The sequence below is a fragment of the Mycobacterium asiaticum genome, from assembly GCF_001673365.1.
GTDB lineage: Bacteria > Actinomycetota > Actinomycetes > Mycobacteriales > Mycobacteriaceae > Mycobacterium > Mycobacterium asiaticum_A.
Genome location: NZ_LZLS01000207.1, coordinates 1 through 18,886, shown reverse-complemented (window position 1 = coordinate 18,886; position 18,886 = coordinate 1). Strand labels below are relative to the sequence as shown.

Below are 18,886 nucleotides of genomic sequence, written 5' to 3'. Positions count from 1 at the left end.
CTACTGCGGGGCGGGTAGCGTCTCTGAGGTGAGCCGCGCCGACCTCGATAAGGATCCCCGGGATGTCGCGTCGATGTTCGACGGCGTGGCCCGCCGCTACGACATCACCAATACGGTGCTCTCGATCGGCCAGGACCGCTACTGGCGGCGTGCCACCCGATCTGCGTTGCACATCGCACCCGGCCAGCGGGTGCTGGACCTGGCCGCCGGTACCGCTGTCTCGACGGTCGAACTGGCGAAGTCCGGTGCATGGTGCGTGGCCGCGGACTTCTCCGTCGGGATGCTGGCCGCGGGCCGCGCCCGACAAGTGCCCAAAGTCGCCGGTGACGCGACCCGACTGCCGTTCGCCGACGAGGTGTTCGACGCCGTCACCATCAGCTTCGGGTTGCGCAACGTTGCCGACTATCCCGCCGCGCTGCGCGAGATGGCCCGCGTCACCCGGCCCGGCGGACGGCTGGTGGTGTGCGAATTCTCCACTCCCACAAACGCTTTGTTCGCCACCGCGTATAAGGAGTACCTGATGCAGGCGCTGCCGCGGGTGGCGCGCGCGGTGTCGAGCAACCCCGACGCCTACGTCTATCTGGCGGAATCGATCAGAGCTTGGCCCAACCAGGCGGCCCTGGCGAACGAGATCACCCAGGCAGGCTGGTCAGCGGTGCGGTGGCGCAACCTGACCGGCGGCATCGTGGCACTGCATGCCGGCTACAAACCGCTGCGGGAAGGCTAGACGCCGGCCCGTTGCAAGAAGCCCATTTGCTCAGGGCAGTAGTGGTCGATCGCCGCGCCGAGGAACTGCAGCGACTGCCCCTGAGTGGTCCCCAGCGGCAGATTGCGCTGCAGGAAGAACGCCGACTTGTAGGCGTCCTTGTCCACGCCACGCTCGATACGTTGACAGCTGATCTTGCCCAGCCACGCGTTGAAGTCCTGCGGGCCGTAGATGCCGTAGGTGTGCAGTTGCGCGTTGAACGGGGCGTCGTAGTCGTCGGCTTGGGCGGGCGCCGCCAAGCCGATAGCGGCGACCGCCATGGCCGCGAAAGCACCCAGCCTAATTGCCTTCATTAGCCGGACTATACACCTGTCTTGTGCACGTCTTAACGCTGCGCCGAGTGTGAATCGCGCGACGGCCTGCCCGCATGTCGCGTCGTGAAGCGCACGCTCGGCCAGCATCGGCGACCAAGGATGCACGGCCTGTCAGCCGAGATGGGCGGACAGCAGCCACGCACCGACCGACTTGCGGCCGTCGGATTCGTCGCGGGTCACGAAGGGCACGCCTGGTGAATCAGCCGGGATCTTGGCGTAGATGCGGGCGGGCCGGATCTCGTCGATCACCCAGTGCTTTGCGACGGCCTCGCGGAGTTCGTTTTCGCTGACCGCGAATGGGGGACCCTCGGTGATCGCGGCCTTGTCGAAGACGAGCACGAAGTAGCGGGCACCTGGCGCGGCGGCCTGCACGATCGCCTGCTGGTAGCCCTCACGCAGCTCGACAGGCATCGAGTGGAACAGCGTGCTGTCCACGATGGTGTTGAACCGACCGGCCGATCCCGGCGGGTAGGCACTGAAGTCGGTGATGTCGGCCACCGCGAAACTGGCGTTGGTCACGCCCTGCTTCTTGGCCTCGGCCTGGGCCAGTTCGATAGCCGTGGGGGAGGCGTCCAGACCTACGGTGTGGTGACCGCGCGCTGCGAGCGCCAGTGAAATAGCGCCCTCGCCGCAGCCTGCGTCGAGCACGTCGCCGCTGAACTTGCCCTGCTCGATCAGCGCGGCCAGTTCGGGCTGCGGTTCGCCCAGGCTCCACGGGGGTCGAACGCCTTCACCGAGGTTGGTGGATTCGCCACGGTAGACCGATTCGAAGTCGAATTCTGTTGGTGCAGTCATGCCGTCCAGTATGTCAACCGGCCTGATATATGTCAACCAGACTGATATAGGTGACCAGACGGAAAAGCACGCGAAATCGGCTGACTTCGCGTGCTTTACGTCTCACCACACCTAGCTGAACGGCGCGCGGCGATCGATCAGCCGGGATGCCCGCCCGCCGCCACGCCATACCCGCGCCACCCAATCGGCATCCTCGTCGGTGACCAGATTGGCCATTACCCGCACGGCGATGCGCATCAACGTCGTGGAACGCATCGCGATGGGTCCGGTGGCGGGCAGGAACCGCTGGAAGGTCAGTAACAGTGCGAGGCGGCGCGCCACCGAAAATCCTCGGGCGTAGTGATCGGTTAACAGCGCCGGCCACTGCTGTGAGAAATCGCGCGAGTCCAGCATTTCGGCGGCCAATCGCCCTGTTTCCAGTCCGTAGTCGATGCCCTCGCCGTTGAGGGGGTTGACGCACGCCGCGGCGTCGCCGATCAGCATCCAGTTCGGTCCCGCGACCCCGGAAACCGCACCGCCCATCGGCAGCAGCGCCGACGCCACCGCCCGTGGCGGCCCCTCGAAGCCCCATTCCTGCCGCCGCAGGTCGGTGTAATAGGAGATCAGCGGTCGCAACGCTAGGTCGGCCGGTCGCTTGGTGGTCGACAGCGCGCCAACGCCGATGTTCACCTCGCCGTTGCCGAGCGGGAAGATCCATCCGTAACCGGGCAGCACGGCGCCGTCGGGGGAGCGCAGTTCCAGGTGCGAAGTCAGCCACGGATCGTCGGCGCGGGCGGTGGTCAGGTAGCCGCGTGCGGCGACGCCGTACACCGTCTCCTGATGCCAGCGCCGGCCCAGCTTGCGGCCCAGCGAAGAGCGCGCCCCGTCGGCAACGATCAACCGATCGCAACTGACCTCGGTGCCGTCAGCAAGGGTCAGTGACGTCACCCGTCGCGACGAATCATGATGCACGCCAACGGCTTTACTGCCCAACAGCATGCGTGCGCCGGACTCTTCGGCTACTTTGCGGATTCGGTCGTCCAGTTCCAGGCGTGCCACCGCGCTGCTGTAGGCGGGAAACGACGGGCCGGGCCAGTCCACTTCGACCTCGCCGCCGAACCCACTCATCCGCAACCCGCGATGCCGGATCCGGCCGGCTAGCCAGTCACCGAGCCCCAGCCGTTGCAGCTCGGCGATTGCGCGCGGGGTCAGCCCGTCGCCGCAGGCCTTGTCGCGCGGGAAGCCGGCCGAGTCGATGACCAGTACGTCCCGGCCCGCCCGCGCGGCCCAGGCGGCCGCGGCCGAGCCGGCCGGTCCGGCGCCCACGACTACCAGGTCGGCTCTGCTCTCCACGCTTCCCAGTATGTTGGTCGCGTGAAGACTCCGGCGACGGTGGTAGCGGGTGTTGACTTTGGCGACGCCGAATTCGCCGCGACCGTGCGCGCCGCCGTCGCGCGCATGGAGCAGGTCATGGACCTCGAGCTGCGCGGTGCCGACGAGGTGATGACCGATTCGTTGCTGCACTTATTCAAGGCCGGTGGGAAGCGATTCCGCCCGTTGTTCACCGCGCTGTCGGCGCAGACCGGACCTAATCCGGAAGCCGAGGAAGTAACAGTGGCGGGCGCGGTCGTCGAGCTGATCCACCTGGCGACGCTGTATCACGATGACGTGATGGACGAGGCGGAGGTCCGTCGCGGCGCGCCCAGCGCCAATGCGCGCTTCGGCAACAACGTCGCCATCCTGGCCGGCGACTATCTGTTGGCGACGTCGTCGCGCCTGGTCTCGCAGCTGGGTCCGGACGCGGTACGCATCGTCGCCGACACGTTTGCCGAGCTGGTCACCGGTCAGGTGCGCGAGACCCGCGGCCTGCCCGCCGGTGTGGACCCGATCGAGCAGTACCTGAAGGTGGTCCACGAGAAGACCGGCAGCCTGATCGGCGCAGCGGGCCGGTTCGGCGGCATGTTCTCCGGAGCCGACGACGAGCAGATCGAACGGCTGAGCCGGCTCGGCGGCATCGTGGGCACGGCGTTCCAGATCGCCGACGACATCATCGACATCGACAGCGAATCCGACGAGTCGGGCAAGGTGCCCGGCACCGACCTGCGCGAAGGTGTCCGCACACTACCGATGCTCTACGCCCTGGGCGAGGTCGAGCCCGAAGGGGCGCGGCTGCGCGAGCTGCTGGCCGGGCCGATTCACGACGACGCCGAGGTCCTCGAGGCGTTGAGTCTGTTGCGGGCGTCGTCAGGCATGGCCAAAGCCAAGGACACCCTGGCCGGGTATGCGACCCAGGCGCATCACGAACTCAGGTTGCTGCCGGACGGCCCTGGCCGCGGCGCGTTGCAGGCGCTGGTCGACTACACGGTCAGCAGACACGGCTAGTTCCAGACCGCGCTGGAACCTTGACACTCCTCCCGGGCGTTGATCGGCTGTAAACACCAAGAGCTGAGGTGTTCGTAGGAGGACACATCAATGACCTGGCATCCGCATGCCAACAGGCTGAAGACGTTCCTGCTGTTGGTGGGCATGTCCGCGATGATCGTGTTCGTCGGTGCCCTGTTCGGCAAGACGGCCCTGATCATCGCGACGTTGTTCGCCGTCGGGATCAACGTCTACACGTACTACAACAGCGACAAGTTGGCCTTGCGCGCCATGCACGCGCAACCGGTGAACGAGCTGCAGGCACCGGAGATGTACCGGATAGTGCGGGAGTTGGCCACCGCCGCCCACCAGCCGATGCCCCGGCTGTACATCAGCGACACCAGCGCGCCAAACGCGTTCGCCACCGGCCGTAATCCGCGCAACGCCGCGGTGTGCTGCACCACGGGCATCCTGCAAATCCTCAACGAGCGTGAGCTTCGCGCCGTCCTGGGTCACGAGCTATCGCACGTCTACAACCGCGACATCCTGATCTCCTGCGTGGCCGGCGCGTTGGCGTCGGTGATCACCGCGCTGGCCAACATGGCCATGTGGTTCGGTGCCTTCGGTGGTAACCGCGAAGGCGGCACCAATCCGTTTGCGCTGCTATTGGTGGCGCTGCTGGGTCCGATCGCCGCGACGGTTGTCCGGTTGGCGGTGTCGCGCTCGCGTGAGTATCAAGCCGACCAGTCCGGTGCGGTGCTGACCGGCGACCCGCTGGCCCTGGCGTCGGCATTGCGCAAGATCTCCGGCGGGGTGCAGATGGCCCCGCTGCCGCCCGAACCGCAGCTGGCCAACCAGGCGCACCTGATGATCGCCAACCCGTTCCGCGCCGGCGAGCGCATCGGGTCGCTGTTTTCGACGCACCCACCGATCGAAGACCGGATCCGTCGGCTGGAACAGATGGCGCGGGGCTGAAGTCCCGTAGAATTGATGCATCTAGCCGACAACTTCAAAAGGCTGTGATTGCAATGTTGCAGGGCGAATCAATGGAAATTCACGAAGCCGGCGTCTCGCTGAACTTGCCGGAATTGATCTTCGAGACCCGGGCCGGTGCGGACCTGAACCAGGAACAACTAGCAGCCGAACTCGGTGTCAGCAAAGCCGATATCGACGCTTGGGAGACCGGGGCCGAGTCGCCCCGAGTCGAGGTGCTGCACCGCTTGGCGCAGGTGTGCGGCAAGCGGCTGCACATCTCGATCGAAGCCGACTAAATCTTCTCGCCGCTCAGAAACCGGAGCCGTGAACTTCGTGTCCGGGCACCTCGGCCGCTAAACCGCGGTAGGCCTGCTCGACGCTGGAGCCGTGATTGATGACGGCGTCCACCTCGCGCGCGATCGGCATGTTCAGACCGAACTCATTGGCGAACTCCATGATCACGCTGGCGGCCTTGACCCCCTCGGCGACCTGGTTCATCGACTCGATGATCTCGTCGATCGCCTTGCCTGCGCCCAGCTGTTCACCGACATGGCGGTTTCGGCTGCGCTGGCTGGTACACGTGACGATCAGATCGCCCAGGCCGGCCAGGCCGGGGAAGGTCTCGGCCTTGCCGCCCATCGCCACACCGAGCTTGGTCATCTCACGCAGCGCCCGCGCGATCACCAGGGCGCGGGTGTTCTCGCCAATGCCCAGCGAGTAGCCCATGCCGACGGCGATCGCGAACACGTTCTTCAACGCCCCGGCCATCTCAACACCGACCACGTCATCGGTGGTGTAGACGCGAAACAGCCGGGTACGGAACAAGGTTGACAGCCGCGTTGCCAGATGCTGGTCGGGCATCGCCAGCACAGCTGCGGCGGCGTAGCCCTCGGCCACCTCGCGGGCGATGTTCGGCCCGGCCAAAATTCCCGCGGGGTGACCGGGCAGGACTTCCTCGATGATCTGCGACATCCGCATATTGGTGCCCTGCTCGAGACCCTTCACCAGCGACACCACCGGCACCCAGGGCCGCAGCTCCTTGCCCAGTTCGGTGAGCACGCCGCGGAATCCATGTGACGGAACGCCCATGACAATGACGTCGGCGCTGTTGGCGGCCTCGGCGAAATCGTTTGTGGCCCGCAGGCTTTCGCATAGCGCGACACCGTCGCCGAGATAGCGGCTGTTGCGGTGGTTCTCGTTGATGTCCTTGGCGGTGTCCGCCGAGCGCACCCACTGCAAGGTCGGTCCGCGGCGCGCGCAGATGGACGCGACGGTGGTGCCCCAGGAACCGCCACCGAGGACAACGACTTTGGGTTCGCGCATCTCAGCTGCCATGAGAATCAGCGTAAACCCGAACTATTCGGCGTTATCCCGCCAGGGGTGCGCGGTCGGCGGAGCGTCCGAAGACCATTGCCTCCTCGATTCGATCGAACCGGTAGTCGATCGCGTCGGCGAAGTAATTCTGTCGCACGTTCCAGGGGCGTTTGGTGCCGGACTTGGGCAGGGCGTGCAGCGCACGGCTTACGTAACCGGCCTGGATGTCCCACGCTGGCTTCTCGGCCATTTGCTGGTTACCCAGATGCGGGCTGGCGTGCGTGTACCCATGCTCGGCCATGTACGCCAGCAGTTTCGCCGTCGCGCGCGCGGTGATGTCGGCTCGCAATGTCCACGATGCGTTGGTGTAGCCGACGCACCAGAACAGGTTGGGCACGTCTTCGAGCATGTGCGCCTTGTAGACGAAGCGATCACGCGGGTTGATCTCGACGCCGTCGATGCTGATGGTGGCGCCCCCGAGCGCCTGCAGTTGCAGACCGGTGGCGGTGACGATGATGTCGGCGTCCAGATGCGTGCCGGATTTGAGTGTGATGCCGGTGGCATCGAAATGGTCGATGTGGTCGGTGACCACTTCGGCGCGGGCCTCGCTGATCGCGGTGTACAGGTCGGCGTCGGGAATCAGGCACAGCCGCTGGTCCCACGGGTTGTACTTGGGCTTGAAGTGCAGGTCGACGTCATAGCCCTCGGGCAGGTTCTGCACCGCCGTGCGGCGCAGCATCCATTTCATCAGCGGTGGTGTTTTGCGCGACAAGAACCACAACACGCCTTCCATCAGTGCGTTGTAGAACCGGATGGCCAAATGAGCGGCCCTGCGAGGCAACACCTTTCGGCTGAACCAGGCGAATTTGCCGTACTTGGAGGCCGAGATGAGGTAGGTGGGCGAGCGCTGCAACATGGTTACTTTGCCGGCGCGTTCGGACATCGCTGGCACAAGCGTCATGGCGGTGGCTCCAGAGCCGATCACGACCACGTTCTTGCCGGTGTAGTCCAAGTCTTCGGGCCAGTGCTGTGGATGCACGACGGTGCCACCGAATTCCTCGATGCCGGGAAACTCGGGCGTGTAGCCCTCGTCGTAGTTGTAGTAGCCGCTGCCGAAGAACACGAAGCGACTGCGGTACTGCTTGGTGGTGCCGCCCTGTTCGAAGGTGACGGTCCAGGTATCCGTGGCCGAATCCCAGTTCGCGCCGCGCACGTAGCTGTTGAACTCGATGTGCGTGTCGATGCCGTACTTACGGGCGGTGTTGATCAGGTACTCGCGGATATGGTCGCCGTCGGCGACACCTTCTTCGCGGGGCCACGGCTCGAACGGAAAGCTGAGCGTGAAGATGCTGCTGTCCGACCGCACGCCCGGGTACCGAAACAGGTCCCAGGTGCCGCCGATCCGCTCGCGTCGCTCCAGGATCGTGTAACTGATCTCGGGGTTTCGCTGCAGGATGCGATAGGCCGCGCCGAGGCCCGAGATGCCCGCGCCGACGATGAGGACGTCGACGTAGTCGGTGTCTTGGGAAGTCACGTCACCCAGCCTAGTTTCCCCGCAAGCCCTCGGCTCTTTCCCGCGAACCCTCGGCTCTTCCCCGCGAACCGAACCCCACCGCGAATCTGGGCGCTCGATTTGGCAGTGCGGTTCGATTCGCAGACCTGACTACCGGTAGTTGACGAACTGCAGCGCGACATCGAGGTCAGCCTGCTTGAGCATCGAAATGACGGCCTGCAGATCGTCGCGCTTCTTGCTGGTGACGCGGACCTCTTCGCCCTGGATCTGGGTCTTGACGGTCTTGGGGCCGTCGTCGCGGATCAGCTTGGTGATCTTCTTGGCGTTCTCACTGCTGATGCCCTGCTTGAGAGTGCCGGTCACCTTGTAGGTTTTGCCGGAGGCCTGCGGTTCGCCGGCCTCGAATGACTTGAGCGAGATGTCGCGGCGGATCAGCTTCTCTTTGAAGACGTCGACTGCGGCCTTGACCCGCTCCTCGGTGGAGGAGGTCAACTCGATGCCTTCCTCGCCCTTCCACGCGATCTTGGAGTCGGTGCCGCGGAAGTCGAACCGGGTGGAGAGCTCCTTGGCCGCCTGGTTGAGCGCGTTGTCGACCTCCTGGCGGTCGACCTTGCTGACGATGTCGAACGATGAGTCCGCCATGCGGTGCGTCCCTTCTTTGGTGCTGGCCGTTTGTGCTCTGTCTACCCCGTCGTTGTACCCTGCTATGCGGCAGGTTGCCCGAGCGGCCAATGGGAGCGGACTGTAAATCCGTCGCGAAAGCTTCACAGGTTCGAATCCTGTACCTGCCACCAACAGGTCAGACGTAGTATCCGGGCTCTTCGGATTCCAGCGGGGGCGGTTTTTGAGGGCGTGCAGTTGGGCTGGTTGGGAACGAAGGTGCCTCAGTCTTTGAAACGTGACCATCAAATTCAAGAGCACCTTCGTTCGATGTGAGCCTAGTCAGATAGTCCAAGCCCTGGTCGGATTGAAAGACGTCCGCGTGGTTGCCTACCGACGTGTCGGTCCCGATGTCGAGCTCGTCATTGAGCAGACCGCCGTGCAACGCAGGTGCCCCACTTGTGGCGGGCGTGGCCAGATCAAAAAGCGGCCCAAAGGGCGCTATGTCGACCTGCCCGTGTATGGGCAGCCGATGCGTCTGGCCTGGCGTAAGCACCGCTTGATCTGCAAGCGGGCTGACTGTACGGGTGCGAGCTGGGAGGTTCCTGGCACCTTCGGTGTGTAAATGACCGTGATATCGAGAGTAGCCGTTTAATTCGAGTATCTGTCGAATTGCGGCTGCGCTAGCGGGTTCTCGTCATAGGGCCTCGCCAATGTCGGGAAGCAAAGAAATGTCCTCGGGCTGGCCGTTTTGAAATATTGCCGCGAGTTCGCGAACCCGCCTCTTTGCCCAATGAGTGTCGAATTGATTCAGTACCTGGTACTCGTATTTGAAGCGTTCCGCGCGATCTCCAACCTGTTTGGCTGCTCGGCTAGTAACGATGCCTTCGCAATACCAGTAGAGAACGTCGTCGAGGCTGCCAGCCTGGTCGAATCCAAGACTTCCCCGTTCGTAGAAGGCGAAGTGGTATGAACCATCGTCGGCGCGGTAGACGTTAAGTCCATCATTGGTTCTTAGTCCCACTTGTATCGGACGGACACCCAATGCCTCTGCTAGCCGATCGATTTCGACTTGCAGGTTGCTGGAGTCACCGCCCGAGGAGCGGCCCATAATCATTCAGGATTCCCCTGTCCACTAATTCCTTCACCCTCACTTGAACACCGTCGGGCCCCACAATCATGTATTGAGTGGTCCCGGGCGACGGCGTCTGACCAAACCACGGTTCAACGGGGCCCTCTAGGATTTGCCACCCCGGCGGCAATGGCTTACCGGTAACCATGTATCGGTTGTACTCGCCTCCAACTGATTCCGGCATTAAGGCACGGTCCGCGAACGGGGTGCCGTCCGGCGCTAGATAGCGACCGTACTCGCTACCAAATCGGTCGATGATCGTCCCTGCGGGCAGATGAGCAGGACGGGGCACCCATTCTTGGGGGAATCCATTGTTTGCAGGCCAGATGCGGGCATCGGTCGTACCGAAATGGGCGTCGAAGTCGTGCCACGACATGCCCCCTGTCGGCTGCCAGCCGCGCAACACCGTCAGAGGCGCACCGCCTTCGGTAACAACCTCTGCGGGAAGTCCGGCCCGAACAGCCGCGCCTTCACCCCCAAAGAGCAACCCGGGAAGGGTTTGGGCGGCATCGGCAGTATGGCTGCCTGCGTAATAGGCCGGGCTTGGTGAGGTGAGGAAGTCGGTAACTGCACTCTTGATTGCTGCGGTTGGAAGACCGAGTGGGTCAGCAGCCTGCTCGACTAACCCTGCCGCTCCGTGCAGGTATTGCTTCCATGACTCGCCTACGCTGGGGGCTCCGGGATCGCCAAGTCCCACCAGGTTGTAGAGCCTTTGGAATGCCGCGTCGTTGGCGTGCCAGCGGTCAGCAAGTCCATCGATATAGCCCGGTCTCGCCACCCCTGGTCCTTGCGCCTGCGGGACGCGATTGCCCATCAGGCCGTAGCCCTCTTGTGCTCGGACTTTCGCCTGGTTGAGCAGCTGTTCGATTTGTTGTGGTGGCACACCCTCGCGTCGGAGAGTTTCACCTGCCATGGCATTGAAGGCCTCGATTTCCTGTGGAGGTATCGCCAAGCCGGGTGGTGGACTGGTACCTGGCTCTCCGCCGAGCAGGTCAGCGAGCCCGCCAGGTCCGCTTGTGGGTTCTGTGGGGACGGGAGGAAAGACGGCTTGTTGCGCTCCAGGGGGCTGCCCGACAACCCGAGGGGTCGGCATCGCTCTGCGGGAGTCGTACAGTGCCGCACTGGCATTCAAGTCTTTGCCGATCGCGCTCTGAGCGTCGTTTATCTGGCGGGCCACATCGAGTTCAGCGGTCCACCACTTGGCGGCTTCGGCTTTGAGTTCGGCCTCGGCGGCAGCGACGGTCTTGGCGTTGGCCTCGGCGGTTTCCTTGCTGGTGCCCTCCGGCGGGGTGTAGCTGATTGACAGGTCTTCGTTGACATGGACACCGGCATGGGATTCAGCGTTCTCGATGATCTGCTTGGCGTTGGCCAGCGGTGGCATCAGAGTCGAACTGATGGTGTTGGTGATCTTTCGGGCTGCAGAATCCACGGCGTCGCGGACATGGGTGACTGCCTCGTAGTCCTGACGCGCACGCGACTGGGCCGCTTCAGCGGTGCGACCGTCCCAGTAGGAACCACCGGGGCGCTGCACATACCCCAGGTAAGTTTCGGCGTGGTCCTCCAAGGCGGCGACCGTGGTCTTCCACCCGGCGATCAGATCCAGGACCTTCTGCGGGTCGGCGCGCAGTACTTGCGACTTTGTCGGCATCACAAACTCAAGTCGCTATCCGCTCGTCGGCGGTCGAAGCAGGGTGGGGACTTTGTTCACCACAGTCAGCAGTTCCTCCTCGCTGGCGAGGAAGCTCCGGCGAGCGAGATCAATCATCTCGGCGACCTTCGTGAACCGACCGGCCACAACGGTCTTCACCACCGGCAACGTCCGGGTCGACATCTGTTGGGCGGCGACCAACGACGGCACCGCGTCGGCATCTACCGTCCCTCCGGCGGGGATCTCGTGCGGCAGACCTTGCGTTACTTGCCAGACCAGGGCCGAAATCTGCGGCCTCAACCGTCCCAGCGCATCCAGGTCAGCCTGCAGCACCTGATCCGTCACATCCCGCCCCTCGCGAACACGCCCCTCATAGCCGACAAAGTTTACTGTATTCTTCAACCAAGTTACCGATAAATTTTGCCAGACTCTTCCGATCATTGACTCTGTCTGCCAGCTTATCAAGATCCACCGGTTTACCCTTACTTTGACATGTCTTGCCCAAGGAAACCAATAACTTGAGATGCAATCTGTAAGTGAATCAAGGACTTGCATTATTTCATTGCAGTCGATAGTGCGGCGACGATTGCTTGAACCGGCTTGCCGGTTTTCCGGTGACGTTCCTTAATCTAGCGGCGGTGCTTCACAGGCAACCGCTGTGCCATCCCGCAAAACCTTTATCGGAAGATTCCCTGCAAGTGCGGCGGATAGATCTCCTCGCAGTAGATATGCCTCCGAGTCGTATGGAAAATACCAAGCCTCTTCAGTTTCGAGGATCCCGTCCTCGACAAATATAAGGTTGTCTAGGTCGTCTTCAACTTGCATTTTCTGAAGAGCAGCATTCGCGCGTCGCTCTGCCTCGGTAAAAAATAGGTCGTTCATCTGTGATCCCCTTGTTCGTGAGCGCGTTCCTCCTCAGGGTTCGGCCGGTTGCACCTCAAGGCCAGTGAACTCCTCTAAAGCCGCGCGGGTTGCCTCCGGATCGTCGGCACTGTACACCTCGACGTCTGCCACACGGAAGGTCGCAGCGCGCAGCACGACCTGTTGGCCGGTCCGCAGCCGCAGCGCGATGAATTCACCGTCGCGGCCGCCAGGCTCCCGCTTTGAAAAACTCCGACTGAGACGGGCCTCGACGTCTCTCGGAAGTATCGACATACATGCGATGAGTGGTGTGTTCATGAAATTCAACGTTTCATCGACTGGAAGTGCCTTGAACGCTGGCTCCGGCCAAGGCCTGCGGTCATCCAACGCCTTTATCAACCGTGCAAGCAGGTCACGCACCGTCCCGTCATCCTGATCGTCGCCAGACGCAAGGTGTTCACCCGAGTTAAGCGCATCCACTGCCGCCCAATAAAAGTCCGCCACCGGGAGGGTGAAGAACCGCTGGCGGATCAATTCGTCTGTAAGACGATTCAGGAGCGAATCATCCAATCGGGCGCGCAGGTCGGCACCATAGGTCAGGTGATGGATGTACCCCCCCACCACTCTGTTGACTGTTCCGTTGACATCGTCCTTAAAACCCGGCCCCAAAAAAGATCTTGCTGATGACTACTCCTTGTTCCTGCAACATATTGCGCACCTGGGACAACTGATCTGCATCAGGTTGGTAGTGGCCACTCTTCCGATTAACTAAGGTAGGGACCCGTCTCGCACTTCAAGTTCACCAGCTCCAGCGACCGGCTTACCCGCGAGCAGGCTCGTGTGGTGGAAGTGGCCGTGGCCAGCGCCTAGTGGTACGCCGACATCTTGATGCCGTACGCCATCCGCTGACAGGCACTGATCGCCGCAGCGCCCGCCTTGAGCAACTCTTTCCCGGTTTTGAGGTATTCAGTTGCGAACTTGATCCCGGCGCCATCATGACCGGCGTTCATTCCCGATATGCCGCCCGACAGCGCCGCCAGTGCCGCCCCGCCACCGGAAAGCTTGTCGCCAGCACCCGACAACTGCCGGGGATCGACATCTAGCGGCGCCACCACACCCCCTCAACGATCAGATTGTCAACATCACCCCCACCAACTGCGCGCTCGTCGCGGCAGCGCCACCGCTGGTCGGAGTCGACGAATTGCGCCGCAATAGCCTAATGCGATGCTGCCGACAGCGCCGCCGATCGCCGCAGGTCAAGTGTGTACAGGTTCAGTCTGTCCATGCATGACTGCTGAATACCAGGGAAGTAGCAGCCGGGGTGCCTGTGATTCAGTGCTACACTGAATCACGTGGGCACGAAGAATATCACGCTCTCCATGCCGGAGGAGTTGGTGCGCCGCGCGAAGGTCCTGGCGGCACAGCGTGATATGTCCGTGTCGAGTCTGGTCGCGCGGTTACTCGAGCAACTCGTAGGCGACGTGCGCGACTACGACGAGGTGTGGCAGCTCGAGCGTCAGCTGATGAGCGAAGGTCTAGGCCTGCAACTGGGGCCGATCACGTGGTCGCGCGACCAGCTTCACGAACGCTGACAATGGAATTCGTCGACACAAACATCTTGCTCTATGCCTACGACGTCGGCGCCGGTGAGAAGCACGACAGGGCAAGCGCGCTGATCGATCGCCTTTGGCGAGAACATCGGGGAGCAATCAGCGTCCAGGTCTTGCAGGAGTTCTACGTCAACGTGACGCGAAAGGCGGCGAAGACAATCGCCCCAGAGGACGCGGTCGACAGACTGAAGAGTCTGGTGCGGTGGCGCGTACATTCGCCGCTGCCCGACGACGTCATAGCCGCGGCGGCTCTGTCGAGTCGTCATCAGCTTTCCTTTTGGGATGCGATGATCGTCCGCAGTGCCGCTGAATTGCGTTGTGACACTTTGTGGACGGAGGATCTGAACCACGGTCAGGTCATCGACGGGGTGCGTTTGACGAACCCGTTTGCGAGCGTATGAAGGTCCGGTTCTTCGGGCCGACGGAGCTCTCTGCTTGGTCGGAGACGAGCTTCGGTTAGAGGTAGCGCACGCCGGTGGTCTAAGCTGTTGCTAACCCTGGCGTCTTGACTACCGATGCCAGCACGTCGTGGAAGATCAGTGCATCCCAGCACACCTCATCTCGCGGCGATCGATTTTGCCCACTGGCAATCTCGCCACTTGTGCCGCCAAACGCGCGAACAATCGCGATGACGCGCTGCATAACCACAGCATGAAAGACACCGAAACATGACCTCAGACAAAAGCTTTGCCGATCTCGGCGTGCCTAAACCACTGATGAATGCGCTCACTGCGCGCGGTATCACGCAGCCGTTCCCGATTCAGGTCGAAACCCTGCCGGACACTCTCGCCGGCCGCGACGTCTTAGGCCGCGGCAAGACCGGCAGCGGCAAGACGCTCGCCTTCTCGATCCCATTGGTCGGCAGGCTGCGTGACAACGCGCAGAAAAAGTCGCGGCCGGCGGGTTTGGTGCTCGCGCCTACCCGCGAACTGGCGACCCAGATCACCGCGACGCTGGAACCGTTGGCAGCCGCCTACGGCCTACGGGTGACGACCATTTTCGGTGGGGTCTCCCAGAACCAGCAGGTAACCGCCCTGCGTTCGGGCATCGACATTGTGGTGGCTTGCCCAGGCCGCCTTGAGGACCTGATGAGGCAACGCTTGATCAGTCTGGACGCCGTCGAAATCACCGTGATCGACGAAGCCGACCACATGGCCGATCTTGGCTTCCTGCCTGGTGTCACCCGCATCCTGGCCGCGACACCGCAGGGCGGCCAGCGGCTGCTGTTTTCCGCGACTCTGGACAACGGTGTCGACAAACTCGTCAACCGCTTCCTGCAAAACCCGGTTCTGCACTCCGTGGACGAACCCAATTCGACGGTGCCGGCAATGACTCATCACGTCTTCCATGTCGCCGGTGTCGAGGCGAAGAAGGAGCTGGTGCATCGGCTCGCCTCAGGCACCGGTCGGCGAATCCTGTTCATGCGCACCAAACATCACGCGCGCAAGCTCGCCAAGCAGTTGACCGAGTCGGGCATTCCATCAGTTGACTTGCACGGCAACCTTTCTCAGCCCGCCCGTGACCGCAATCTGGCCGCGTTCACATCTGGCGAGACCCGCGTGCTGGTGGCCACCGACATCGCTGCTCGCGGTGTGCACGTCGACGAGGTCGAATTGGTGGTCCACATCGATCCGCCCGCAGAGCACAAGGCCTATCTGCACCGTTCCGGCCGCACGGCCCGCGCCGGGAACACCGGTGACGTCGTCACCGTGGTGTTGCCGGAGCAGCGCCGGGAAACCAACGCGCTGCTGCGCAAAGCCGGTATCAATGTCACCCCGCAGCAGGTGGCCGCCGATTCGCCCGCCGTCCAGGCGCTGGTTGGTGAGGTCGCCCCGTACCGGGCTCCGGCGCCCAAAGCCAGTCCCGCCAAACCCGCCCAGCAGCCTGCGTCGTCTCGCCGATCAAATGCCGGGCAACGACGCCGTCGAGGCGCCGGCGGCGCAAAGTCGGCCGAAGCCAATCGCGGCCATGTCGGCGCTCCCGGGAACCGAACTCGGCGCCGATCCAGTCGCGCGCAGCAAGGTCAACGGGTGTGGCCAGGTTTTCGAGGCGGCACGAAACGGGAATGAACATCTAGATACAGCGCAACGTCCGCGCTGAGCCTTCGTTTCAGGGAGTTGGCGTGCGCGAGGATTCACTGTTCGAGCCCGGTCAGACGTGCTGGCGGGTGGAGCATGCCGATCAGTTTGCATGGCTTGTCGATGCGGCCGACTACTTCAAACAGGTCAAGGCCGCGATGCTGCGCGCCCAGCATCGGATCATGTTGATCGGTTGGGACCTAGACCTGCGGATGGCCTTCGAGCGTGGCGCCAAGACTTTGCGCGGCCCCAATCAACTTGGCGCACTTCTGGCTTGGATGTTGTGGAAGCGGCCCGGGCTCGAAATCTACTTGCTGAAATCCAATTTACGTCTGCTGCCTGTTTTCGATGACATCTGGTACGGGCTCACGCCCGTATCGGTAGTTAACCAGATCACCAGTAAGCGAATGCATTTCGCGGTCGACGGTGACCATCCGATCGGCGCCGTCCATCACCAGAAGATCGTCGTCGTCGACGATGCGGTGGCGTTCAGCGGAGGCATGGACCTCACCATCGGTCGCTGGGACACTCCTGAGCACCAGCATCGCAGCCGCGGCCGTCGCGCCCTCGGGCGCAGTTATGGCCCCCGCCACGACGTGGGATTAGCGGTCGACGGCGAGGCCGCGCGCGCACTGGCCGAGCAGGCACGAGTCCGGTGGGAAGGCGCGACGGGCAGATCGTTAGGAGAGGTCGAAGCTAAGCACGCGGCCTGGCCAAGCAGGTTGGCGCCGACGTTGCGCAACGTCGATGTCGGAATCGCGCGCACCATAGCCGAACTCGGCGATCGCGCCGAGGTGCGCGAAGTGGAGGAGCTCAACCTTGCGGCTATCGCCTCCGCGCGCCACACCATCTATCTGGAGAATCAGTATCTAGCTGCCCGGCGCATCGTCGAGGCATTGGCCGCTCGGTTGCGTGAAGACGATGGCCCGGAAGTCGTCATCGTGGTGCCGCGGCGCGGCAACAACGCGCTCGAGCGCGGAACCATGGACGGCGCACGGCACCTGCTCGTCCAATTGCTCTGGGAAGCAGACGATTACGGACGGCTCGGCGTCTATTGGCCGGTGACTGACGGCGGCACGCCGATTTACGTCCACTCCAAGGTCATGGTCATCGACGACGGGTTCCTGCGGATCGGGTCATCCAACATCAACAACCGCTCGTTGGGCTTCGACAGCGAGTGTGACATGGCGATCGAGGCGCACTCGCGCGACGACATCCGTTGCCAGATCACGTCATTGCGCAATCAGTTGATTGCCGAACACGTTGGTGCCTCCGTCGAGGAGTTTGAGCAGGCGATGGGACAATCCAACTCCGTCTTGAAGACCATTGAGGCACTGCGCGGCGACGGGAAAACATTGCGCCCGCTGACCGAACAGGCGGTGTCCGGGGAGGCCAGCCCGCTGGCCGAGAACGATCTGATGGACCCCGACCATGTCCCGCGGTCCCTGACCCGCAGCCTGCAACGACTGCTAGCCGGCTTTAGGGAGTAACCCAGCTTCAGCGCAGCTGTCGCATCACATCAGCTGCGAATAGCTCGAGGTGCGCCACGTCCGACAGGTCGAGAATCTGGGCGTAGACGCGCTGAATGCCGAGTTCCGTCCAGGCCCTCAGCTGGTCCACGATCTCGGCGGGCGTGCCGACTAGCGGGCTGTTGGAACGCATTTCGTCGACGTCGCGACCGATCGCCTCCGCGCGGCGGGCCACCTCGGCATCGTCGCGGCCGGCACACAGCACGAAGGCGCACGAGTAGACGATCGAGTCGGCCGATCGGCCGGCGGCTGCGACCGCGTCGGCGACCCGCTGCCGCTGGGTTCTGGCGACGTCGATTGTGGTGAAGGGAAGGTTGAATTCGGCGGCGTACTTGGCTGCCAGTTCCGGTGTCCGTTTGGCGCCGGTGCCGCCGATCACGATGGGCGGGTGTGGATCCTGGACCGGTTTGGGCAGGGCAGGCGAGTCAGCGATCGTGTAGTGCTTGCCGACGTAGTCGAACGTCTCGCCCGGGGGTGTGGTCCATAGCCCGGTGATGACGGCGAGCTGTTCGCTGAGCCGGTCGAAGCGTTCCCCCACCGACGGAAACGGAATGCCGTAGGCCCGATGCTCGTCGGCGAACCAGCCGCTGCCCAACCCGAATTCGACTCGCCCGCCGCTCATTTCGTCCACCTGGGCAACAGTGATCGCCAGCGGACCCGGATAGCGGAACGTCGCGGAACTCACCAGGGTGCCCAACCGGATGCGTGAGGTCTCCCGCGCGATCGCCCCGAGTGTCACCCAGGAATCGGTCGGTCCAGGCAGGCCGTCGCCGCTCATCGCCGAGTAATGGTCGGATCGGAAGAAGGCAGCGAAGTCGAGCTGCTCGGCGGTCTGGGCGACGGCGAGCTGCTGGGCATAAGTGGCGCCCTGTTGCGGCTCGATAAATGCGCGGAATTCCATGGCGTCCACCCTAATCTGCGGCGCTGAAAGGGTCAGGAAGTGTGATCGGACTTCTCGGAGTGATCGCCGAACTTGACGCTGACGCGCTGAAAACGTTTGACCCGTTCAGCTTTGGCCTTTTTGGTGTAGGTCTTGCGGTCGGCAGGGGTCAACTCGACGTCGTCGGTGAACGGAGTGAGCAATGCGCGCGGATGCAACCCCTCTACCAGCACGACGTTGATTTCGGCGCACAAAACCAGTGTCGAGGAAACAAGAAACAGAAAGGCCAACATGCCAAGAACCAACGCGAAGACGCTGTTGGTGGCGCTGGACGTCTTCACCACATGTCCGATGTAACCCGCCCCGAACCATTGCAGGATCTGCCAGATGACGGCCGCCGTGACGGCACCGGGCAGCACCTGCCGGTAGGTGAGCTCGCGGGCGGTGGTCACCCGGAACGCGACCAGACAGATCATCGTGTTGATTGCTCACTCCGTTCACCGACGACGTCGAGTTGACCCCTGCCGACCG

21 protein-coding genes, 1 tRNA gene and 1 pseudogene are annotated in these 18,886 nt (G+C 63.1%); 9 read left to right on the top strand and 14 right to left on the bottom strand.

The features are described 5' to 3' along the window. Nucleotides 1-28: 28 nt before the first annotated feature. Nucleotides 29-727 carry a demethylmenaquinone methyltransferase gene (locus A5634_RS24215; protein WP_065146568.1) on the top strand — a complete coding sequence of 233 codons (699 nt, stop codon included), beginning with the start codon at nucleotides 29-31 and terminating at the stop codon, nucleotides 725-727. Here A5634_RS24215 and A5634_RS24210 read toward each other — a convergent pair. From A5634_RS24210 to menJ, 3 genes are all read right to left on the bottom strand, one after another. Further along, nucleotides 724-1,059, bottom strand: coding sequence for a DUF732 domain-containing protein (locus A5634_RS24210; RefSeq protein WP_065146567.1), 336 nt, complete (start codon nucleotides 1,057-1,059; stop codon nucleotides 724-726). The genes A5634_RS24215 and A5634_RS24210 overlap by 4 nt on opposite strands. A gap of 132 nt (nucleotides 1,060-1,191) precedes the next feature. Further along, the gene (locus A5634_RS24205; protein ID WP_065146566.1) at nucleotides 1,192-1,875 is read right to left on the bottom strand and encodes a class I SAM-dependent methyltransferase; all 684 of its coding nucleotides are present in this window, start codon (nucleotides 1,873-1,875) and stop codon (nucleotides 1,192-1,194) included. A 111-nt stretch (nucleotides 1,876-1,986) separates the two neighbouring features. Further along, on the bottom strand, nucleotides 1,987-3,216 hold the full coding sequence (menJ, locus tag A5634_RS24200; RefSeq protein ID WP_155769701.1) for a menaquinone reductase: 1,230 nt from the start codon (nucleotides 3,214-3,216) through the stop codon (nucleotides 1,987-1,989). A gap of 12 nt (nucleotides 3,217-3,228) precedes the next feature. Between menJ and grcC1 the strand changes: the two genes are divergently transcribed. The 3 genes from grcC1 (at nucleotide 3,229) to A5634_RS24185 (ending at nucleotide 5,486) form a co-directional block, all read left to right on the top strand. Next, entirely contained in the window at nucleotides 3,229-4,236 is a 1,008-nt protein-coding gene (gene grcC1, locus A5634_RS24195) for a nonaprenyl/(2E,6E)-farnesyl/geranylgeranyl diphosphat synthase (protein ID WP_065146564.1), read from the top strand. Between the two features lie 90 nt (nucleotides 4,237-4,326). After that, complete coding sequence (htpX, locus tag A5634_RS24190) at nucleotides 4,327-5,190, top strand: zinc metalloprotease HtpX (RefSeq protein WP_065146563.1); 864 nt, start codon at nucleotides 4,327-4,329, stop codon at nucleotides 5,188-5,190. Nucleotides 5,191-5,261: 71 nt separating this feature from the next. Continuing rightward, nucleotides 5,262-5,486 (top strand): helix-turn-helix transcriptional regulator, encoded by a 225-nt coding sequence (locus A5634_RS24185; RefSeq protein WP_253861880.1) that lies wholly within the window; start codon nucleotides 5,262-5,264, stop codon nucleotides 5,484-5,486. A 13-nt stretch (nucleotides 5,487-5,499) separates the two neighbouring features. Here A5634_RS24185 and A5634_RS24180 read toward each other — a convergent pair whose 3' ends face one another. From A5634_RS24180 to A5634_RS24170, 3 genes are all read right to left on the bottom strand, one after another. Continuing rightward, nucleotides 5,500-6,525 (bottom strand): NAD(P)H-dependent glycerol-3-phosphate dehydrogenase, encoded by a 1,026-nt coding sequence (locus A5634_RS24180; protein WP_065146562.1) that lies wholly within the window; start codon nucleotides 6,523-6,525, stop codon nucleotides 5,500-5,502. Between the two features lie 31 nt (nucleotides 6,526-6,556). Further along, nucleotides 6,557-8,038 carry a flavin-containing monooxygenase gene (locus A5634_RS24175; RefSeq protein WP_065146561.1) on the bottom strand — a complete coding sequence of 494 codons (1,482 nt, stop codon included), beginning with the start codon at nucleotides 8,036-8,038 and terminating at the stop codon, nucleotides 6,557-6,559. Between the two features lie 129 nt (nucleotides 8,039-8,167). Then, nucleotides 8,168-8,659 (bottom strand): YajQ family cyclic di-GMP-binding protein, encoded by a 492-nt coding sequence (locus A5634_RS24170; protein WP_065146560.1) that lies wholly within the window; start codon nucleotides 8,657-8,659, stop codon nucleotides 8,168-8,170. 68 nt (nucleotides 8,660-8,727) lie between these two features. Between A5634_RS24170 and A5634_RS24165 the strand changes: the two genes are divergently transcribed. Then, a tRNA-Tyr gene (locus A5634_RS24165) sits at nucleotides 8,728-8,811 on the top strand. Between the two features lie 503 nt (nucleotides 8,812-9,314). Here the strand turns inward: A5634_RS24165 and A5634_RS24155 are convergent. The 6 genes from A5634_RS24155 to A5634_RS24135 form a co-directional block, all read right to left on the bottom strand. Continuing rightward, nucleotides 9,315-9,647: a hypothetical protein gene (locus tag A5634_RS24155; RefSeq protein ID WP_065146588.1), complete on the bottom strand. Its 333-nt coding sequence runs from the start codon at nucleotides 9,645-9,647 to the stop codon at nucleotides 9,315-9,317. A gap of 58 nt (nucleotides 9,648-9,705) precedes the next feature. Next, nucleotides 9,706-11,397: a TNT domain-containing protein gene (locus A5634_RS24150; protein WP_081290635.1), complete on the bottom strand. Its 1,692-nt coding sequence runs from the start codon at nucleotides 11,395-11,397 to the stop codon at nucleotides 9,706-9,708. Between the two features lie 15 nt (nucleotides 11,398-11,412). Next, nucleotides 11,413-11,742, bottom strand: coding sequence for a hypothetical protein (locus A5634_RS24145; protein WP_065146557.1), 330 nt, complete (start codon nucleotides 11,740-11,742; stop codon nucleotides 11,413-11,415). Nucleotides 11,743-12,021: 279 nt separating this feature from the next. Next, on the bottom strand, nucleotides 12,022-12,279 hold the full coding sequence (locus A5634_RS27760) for a YrhB domain-containing protein (protein ID WP_081290634.1): 258 nt from the start codon (nucleotides 12,277-12,279) through the stop codon (nucleotides 12,022-12,024). A 33-nt stretch (nucleotides 12,280-12,312) separates the two neighbouring features. Beyond that, nucleotides 12,313-12,882 (bottom strand): hypothetical protein, encoded by a 570-nt coding sequence (locus A5634_RS24140; protein ID WP_155769700.1) that lies wholly within the window; start codon nucleotides 12,880-12,882, stop codon nucleotides 12,313-12,315. A 242-nt stretch (nucleotides 12,883-13,124) separates the two neighbouring features. After that, nucleotides 13,125-13,370 (bottom strand): hypothetical protein, encoded by a 246-nt coding sequence (locus A5634_RS24135; RefSeq protein ID WP_155769699.1) that lies wholly within the window; start codon nucleotides 13,368-13,370, stop codon nucleotides 13,125-13,127. 240 nt (nucleotides 13,371-13,610) lie between these two features. Between A5634_RS24135 and A5634_RS24130 the strand changes: the two genes are divergently transcribed. The 4 genes from A5634_RS24130 (at nucleotide 13,611) to A5634_RS24115 (ending at nucleotide 17,436) form a co-directional block, all read left to right on the top strand. Then, a complete protein-coding gene (locus tag A5634_RS24130; protein WP_081290633.1) occupies nucleotides 13,611-13,850 on the top strand; it encodes a DUF6364 family protein in 240 nt (79 codons plus the stop codon). A 2-nt stretch (nucleotides 13,851-13,852) separates the two neighbouring features. Continuing rightward, entirely contained in the window at nucleotides 13,853-14,269 is a 417-nt protein-coding gene (locus A5634_RS24125) for a PIN domain-containing protein (protein ID WP_065146554.1), read from the top strand. A gap of 267 nt (nucleotides 14,270-14,536) precedes the next feature. Next, nucleotides 14,537-15,937, top strand: coding sequence for a DEAD/DEAH box helicase (locus A5634_RS24120; protein ID WP_065146553.1), 1,401 nt, complete (start codon nucleotides 14,537-14,539; stop codon nucleotides 15,935-15,937). 53 nt (nucleotides 15,938-15,990) lie between these two features. Then, a complete protein-coding gene (locus A5634_RS24115) occupies nucleotides 15,991-17,436 on the top strand; it encodes a phospholipase D-like domain-containing protein (RefSeq protein WP_065146552.1) in 1,446 nt (481 codons plus the stop codon). A 7-nt stretch (nucleotides 17,437-17,443) separates the two neighbouring features. Here the strand turns inward: A5634_RS24115 and A5634_RS24110 are convergent, their stop codons facing one another. Both A5634_RS24110 and A5634_RS24105 read right to left on the bottom strand, forming a co-directional pair. Further along, on the bottom strand, nucleotides 17,444-18,376 hold the full coding sequence (locus A5634_RS24110) for an LLM class F420-dependent oxidoreductase (RefSeq protein ID WP_065146551.1): 933 nt from the start codon (nucleotides 18,374-18,376) through the stop codon (nucleotides 17,444-17,446). Between the two features lie 32 nt (nucleotides 18,377-18,408). After that, a pseudogene (locus tag A5634_RS24105) lies at nucleotides 18,409-18,843 on the bottom strand (YhjD/YihY/BrkB family envelope integrity protein); the annotation flags it as partial. Nucleotides 18,844-18,886 lie beyond the last annotated feature (43 nt).

Excerpts from the sequence above, each read along its gene's own strand:
- A5634_RS24210 (WP_065146567.1), bottom strand. The coding sequence starts at position 1,059 with ATGAAGGCAATTAGGCTGGGTGCTTTCGCGGCCATGGCGGTCGCCGCT.
- A5634_RS24205 (WP_065146566.1), bottom strand. The coding sequence starts at position 1,875 with ATGACTGCACCAACAGAATTCGACTTCGAATCGGTCTACCGTGGCGAA.
- htpX (WP_065146563.1), top strand. The coding sequence starts at position 4,327 with ATGACCTGGCATCCGCATGCCAACAGGCTGAAGACGTTCCTGCTGTTG.
- A5634_RS24185 (WP_253861880.1), top strand. The coding sequence starts at position 5,262 with ATGGAAATTCACGAAGCCGGCGTCTCGCTGAACTTGCCGGAATTGATC.
- A5634_RS24180 (WP_065146562.1), bottom strand. The coding sequence starts at position 6,525 with ATGGCAGCTGAGATGCGCGAACCCAAAGTCGTTGTCCTCGGTGGCGGT.
- A5634_RS24170 (WP_065146560.1), bottom strand. The coding sequence starts at position 8,659 with ATGGCGGACTCATCGTTCGACATCGTCAGCAAGGTCGACCGCCAGGAG.
- A5634_RS24150 (WP_081290635.1), bottom strand. The coding sequence starts at position 11,397 with ATGCCGACAAAGTCGCAAGTACTGCGCGCCGACCCGCAGAAGGTCCTG.
- A5634_RS27760 (WP_081290634.1), bottom strand. The coding sequence starts at position 12,279 with ATGAACGACCTATTTTTTACCGAGGCAGAGCGACGCGCGAATGCTGCT.
- A5634_RS24125 (WP_065146554.1), top strand. The coding sequence starts at position 13,853 with ATGGAATTCGTCGACACAAACATCTTGCTCTATGCCTACGACGTCGGC.
- A5634_RS24120 (WP_065146553.1), top strand. The coding sequence starts at position 14,537 with ATGACCTCAGACAAAAGCTTTGCCGATCTCGGCGTGCCTAAACCACTG.
- A5634_RS24110 (WP_065146551.1), bottom strand. The coding sequence starts at position 18,376 with ATGGAATTCCGCGCATTTATCGAGCCGCAACAGGGCGCCACTTATGCC.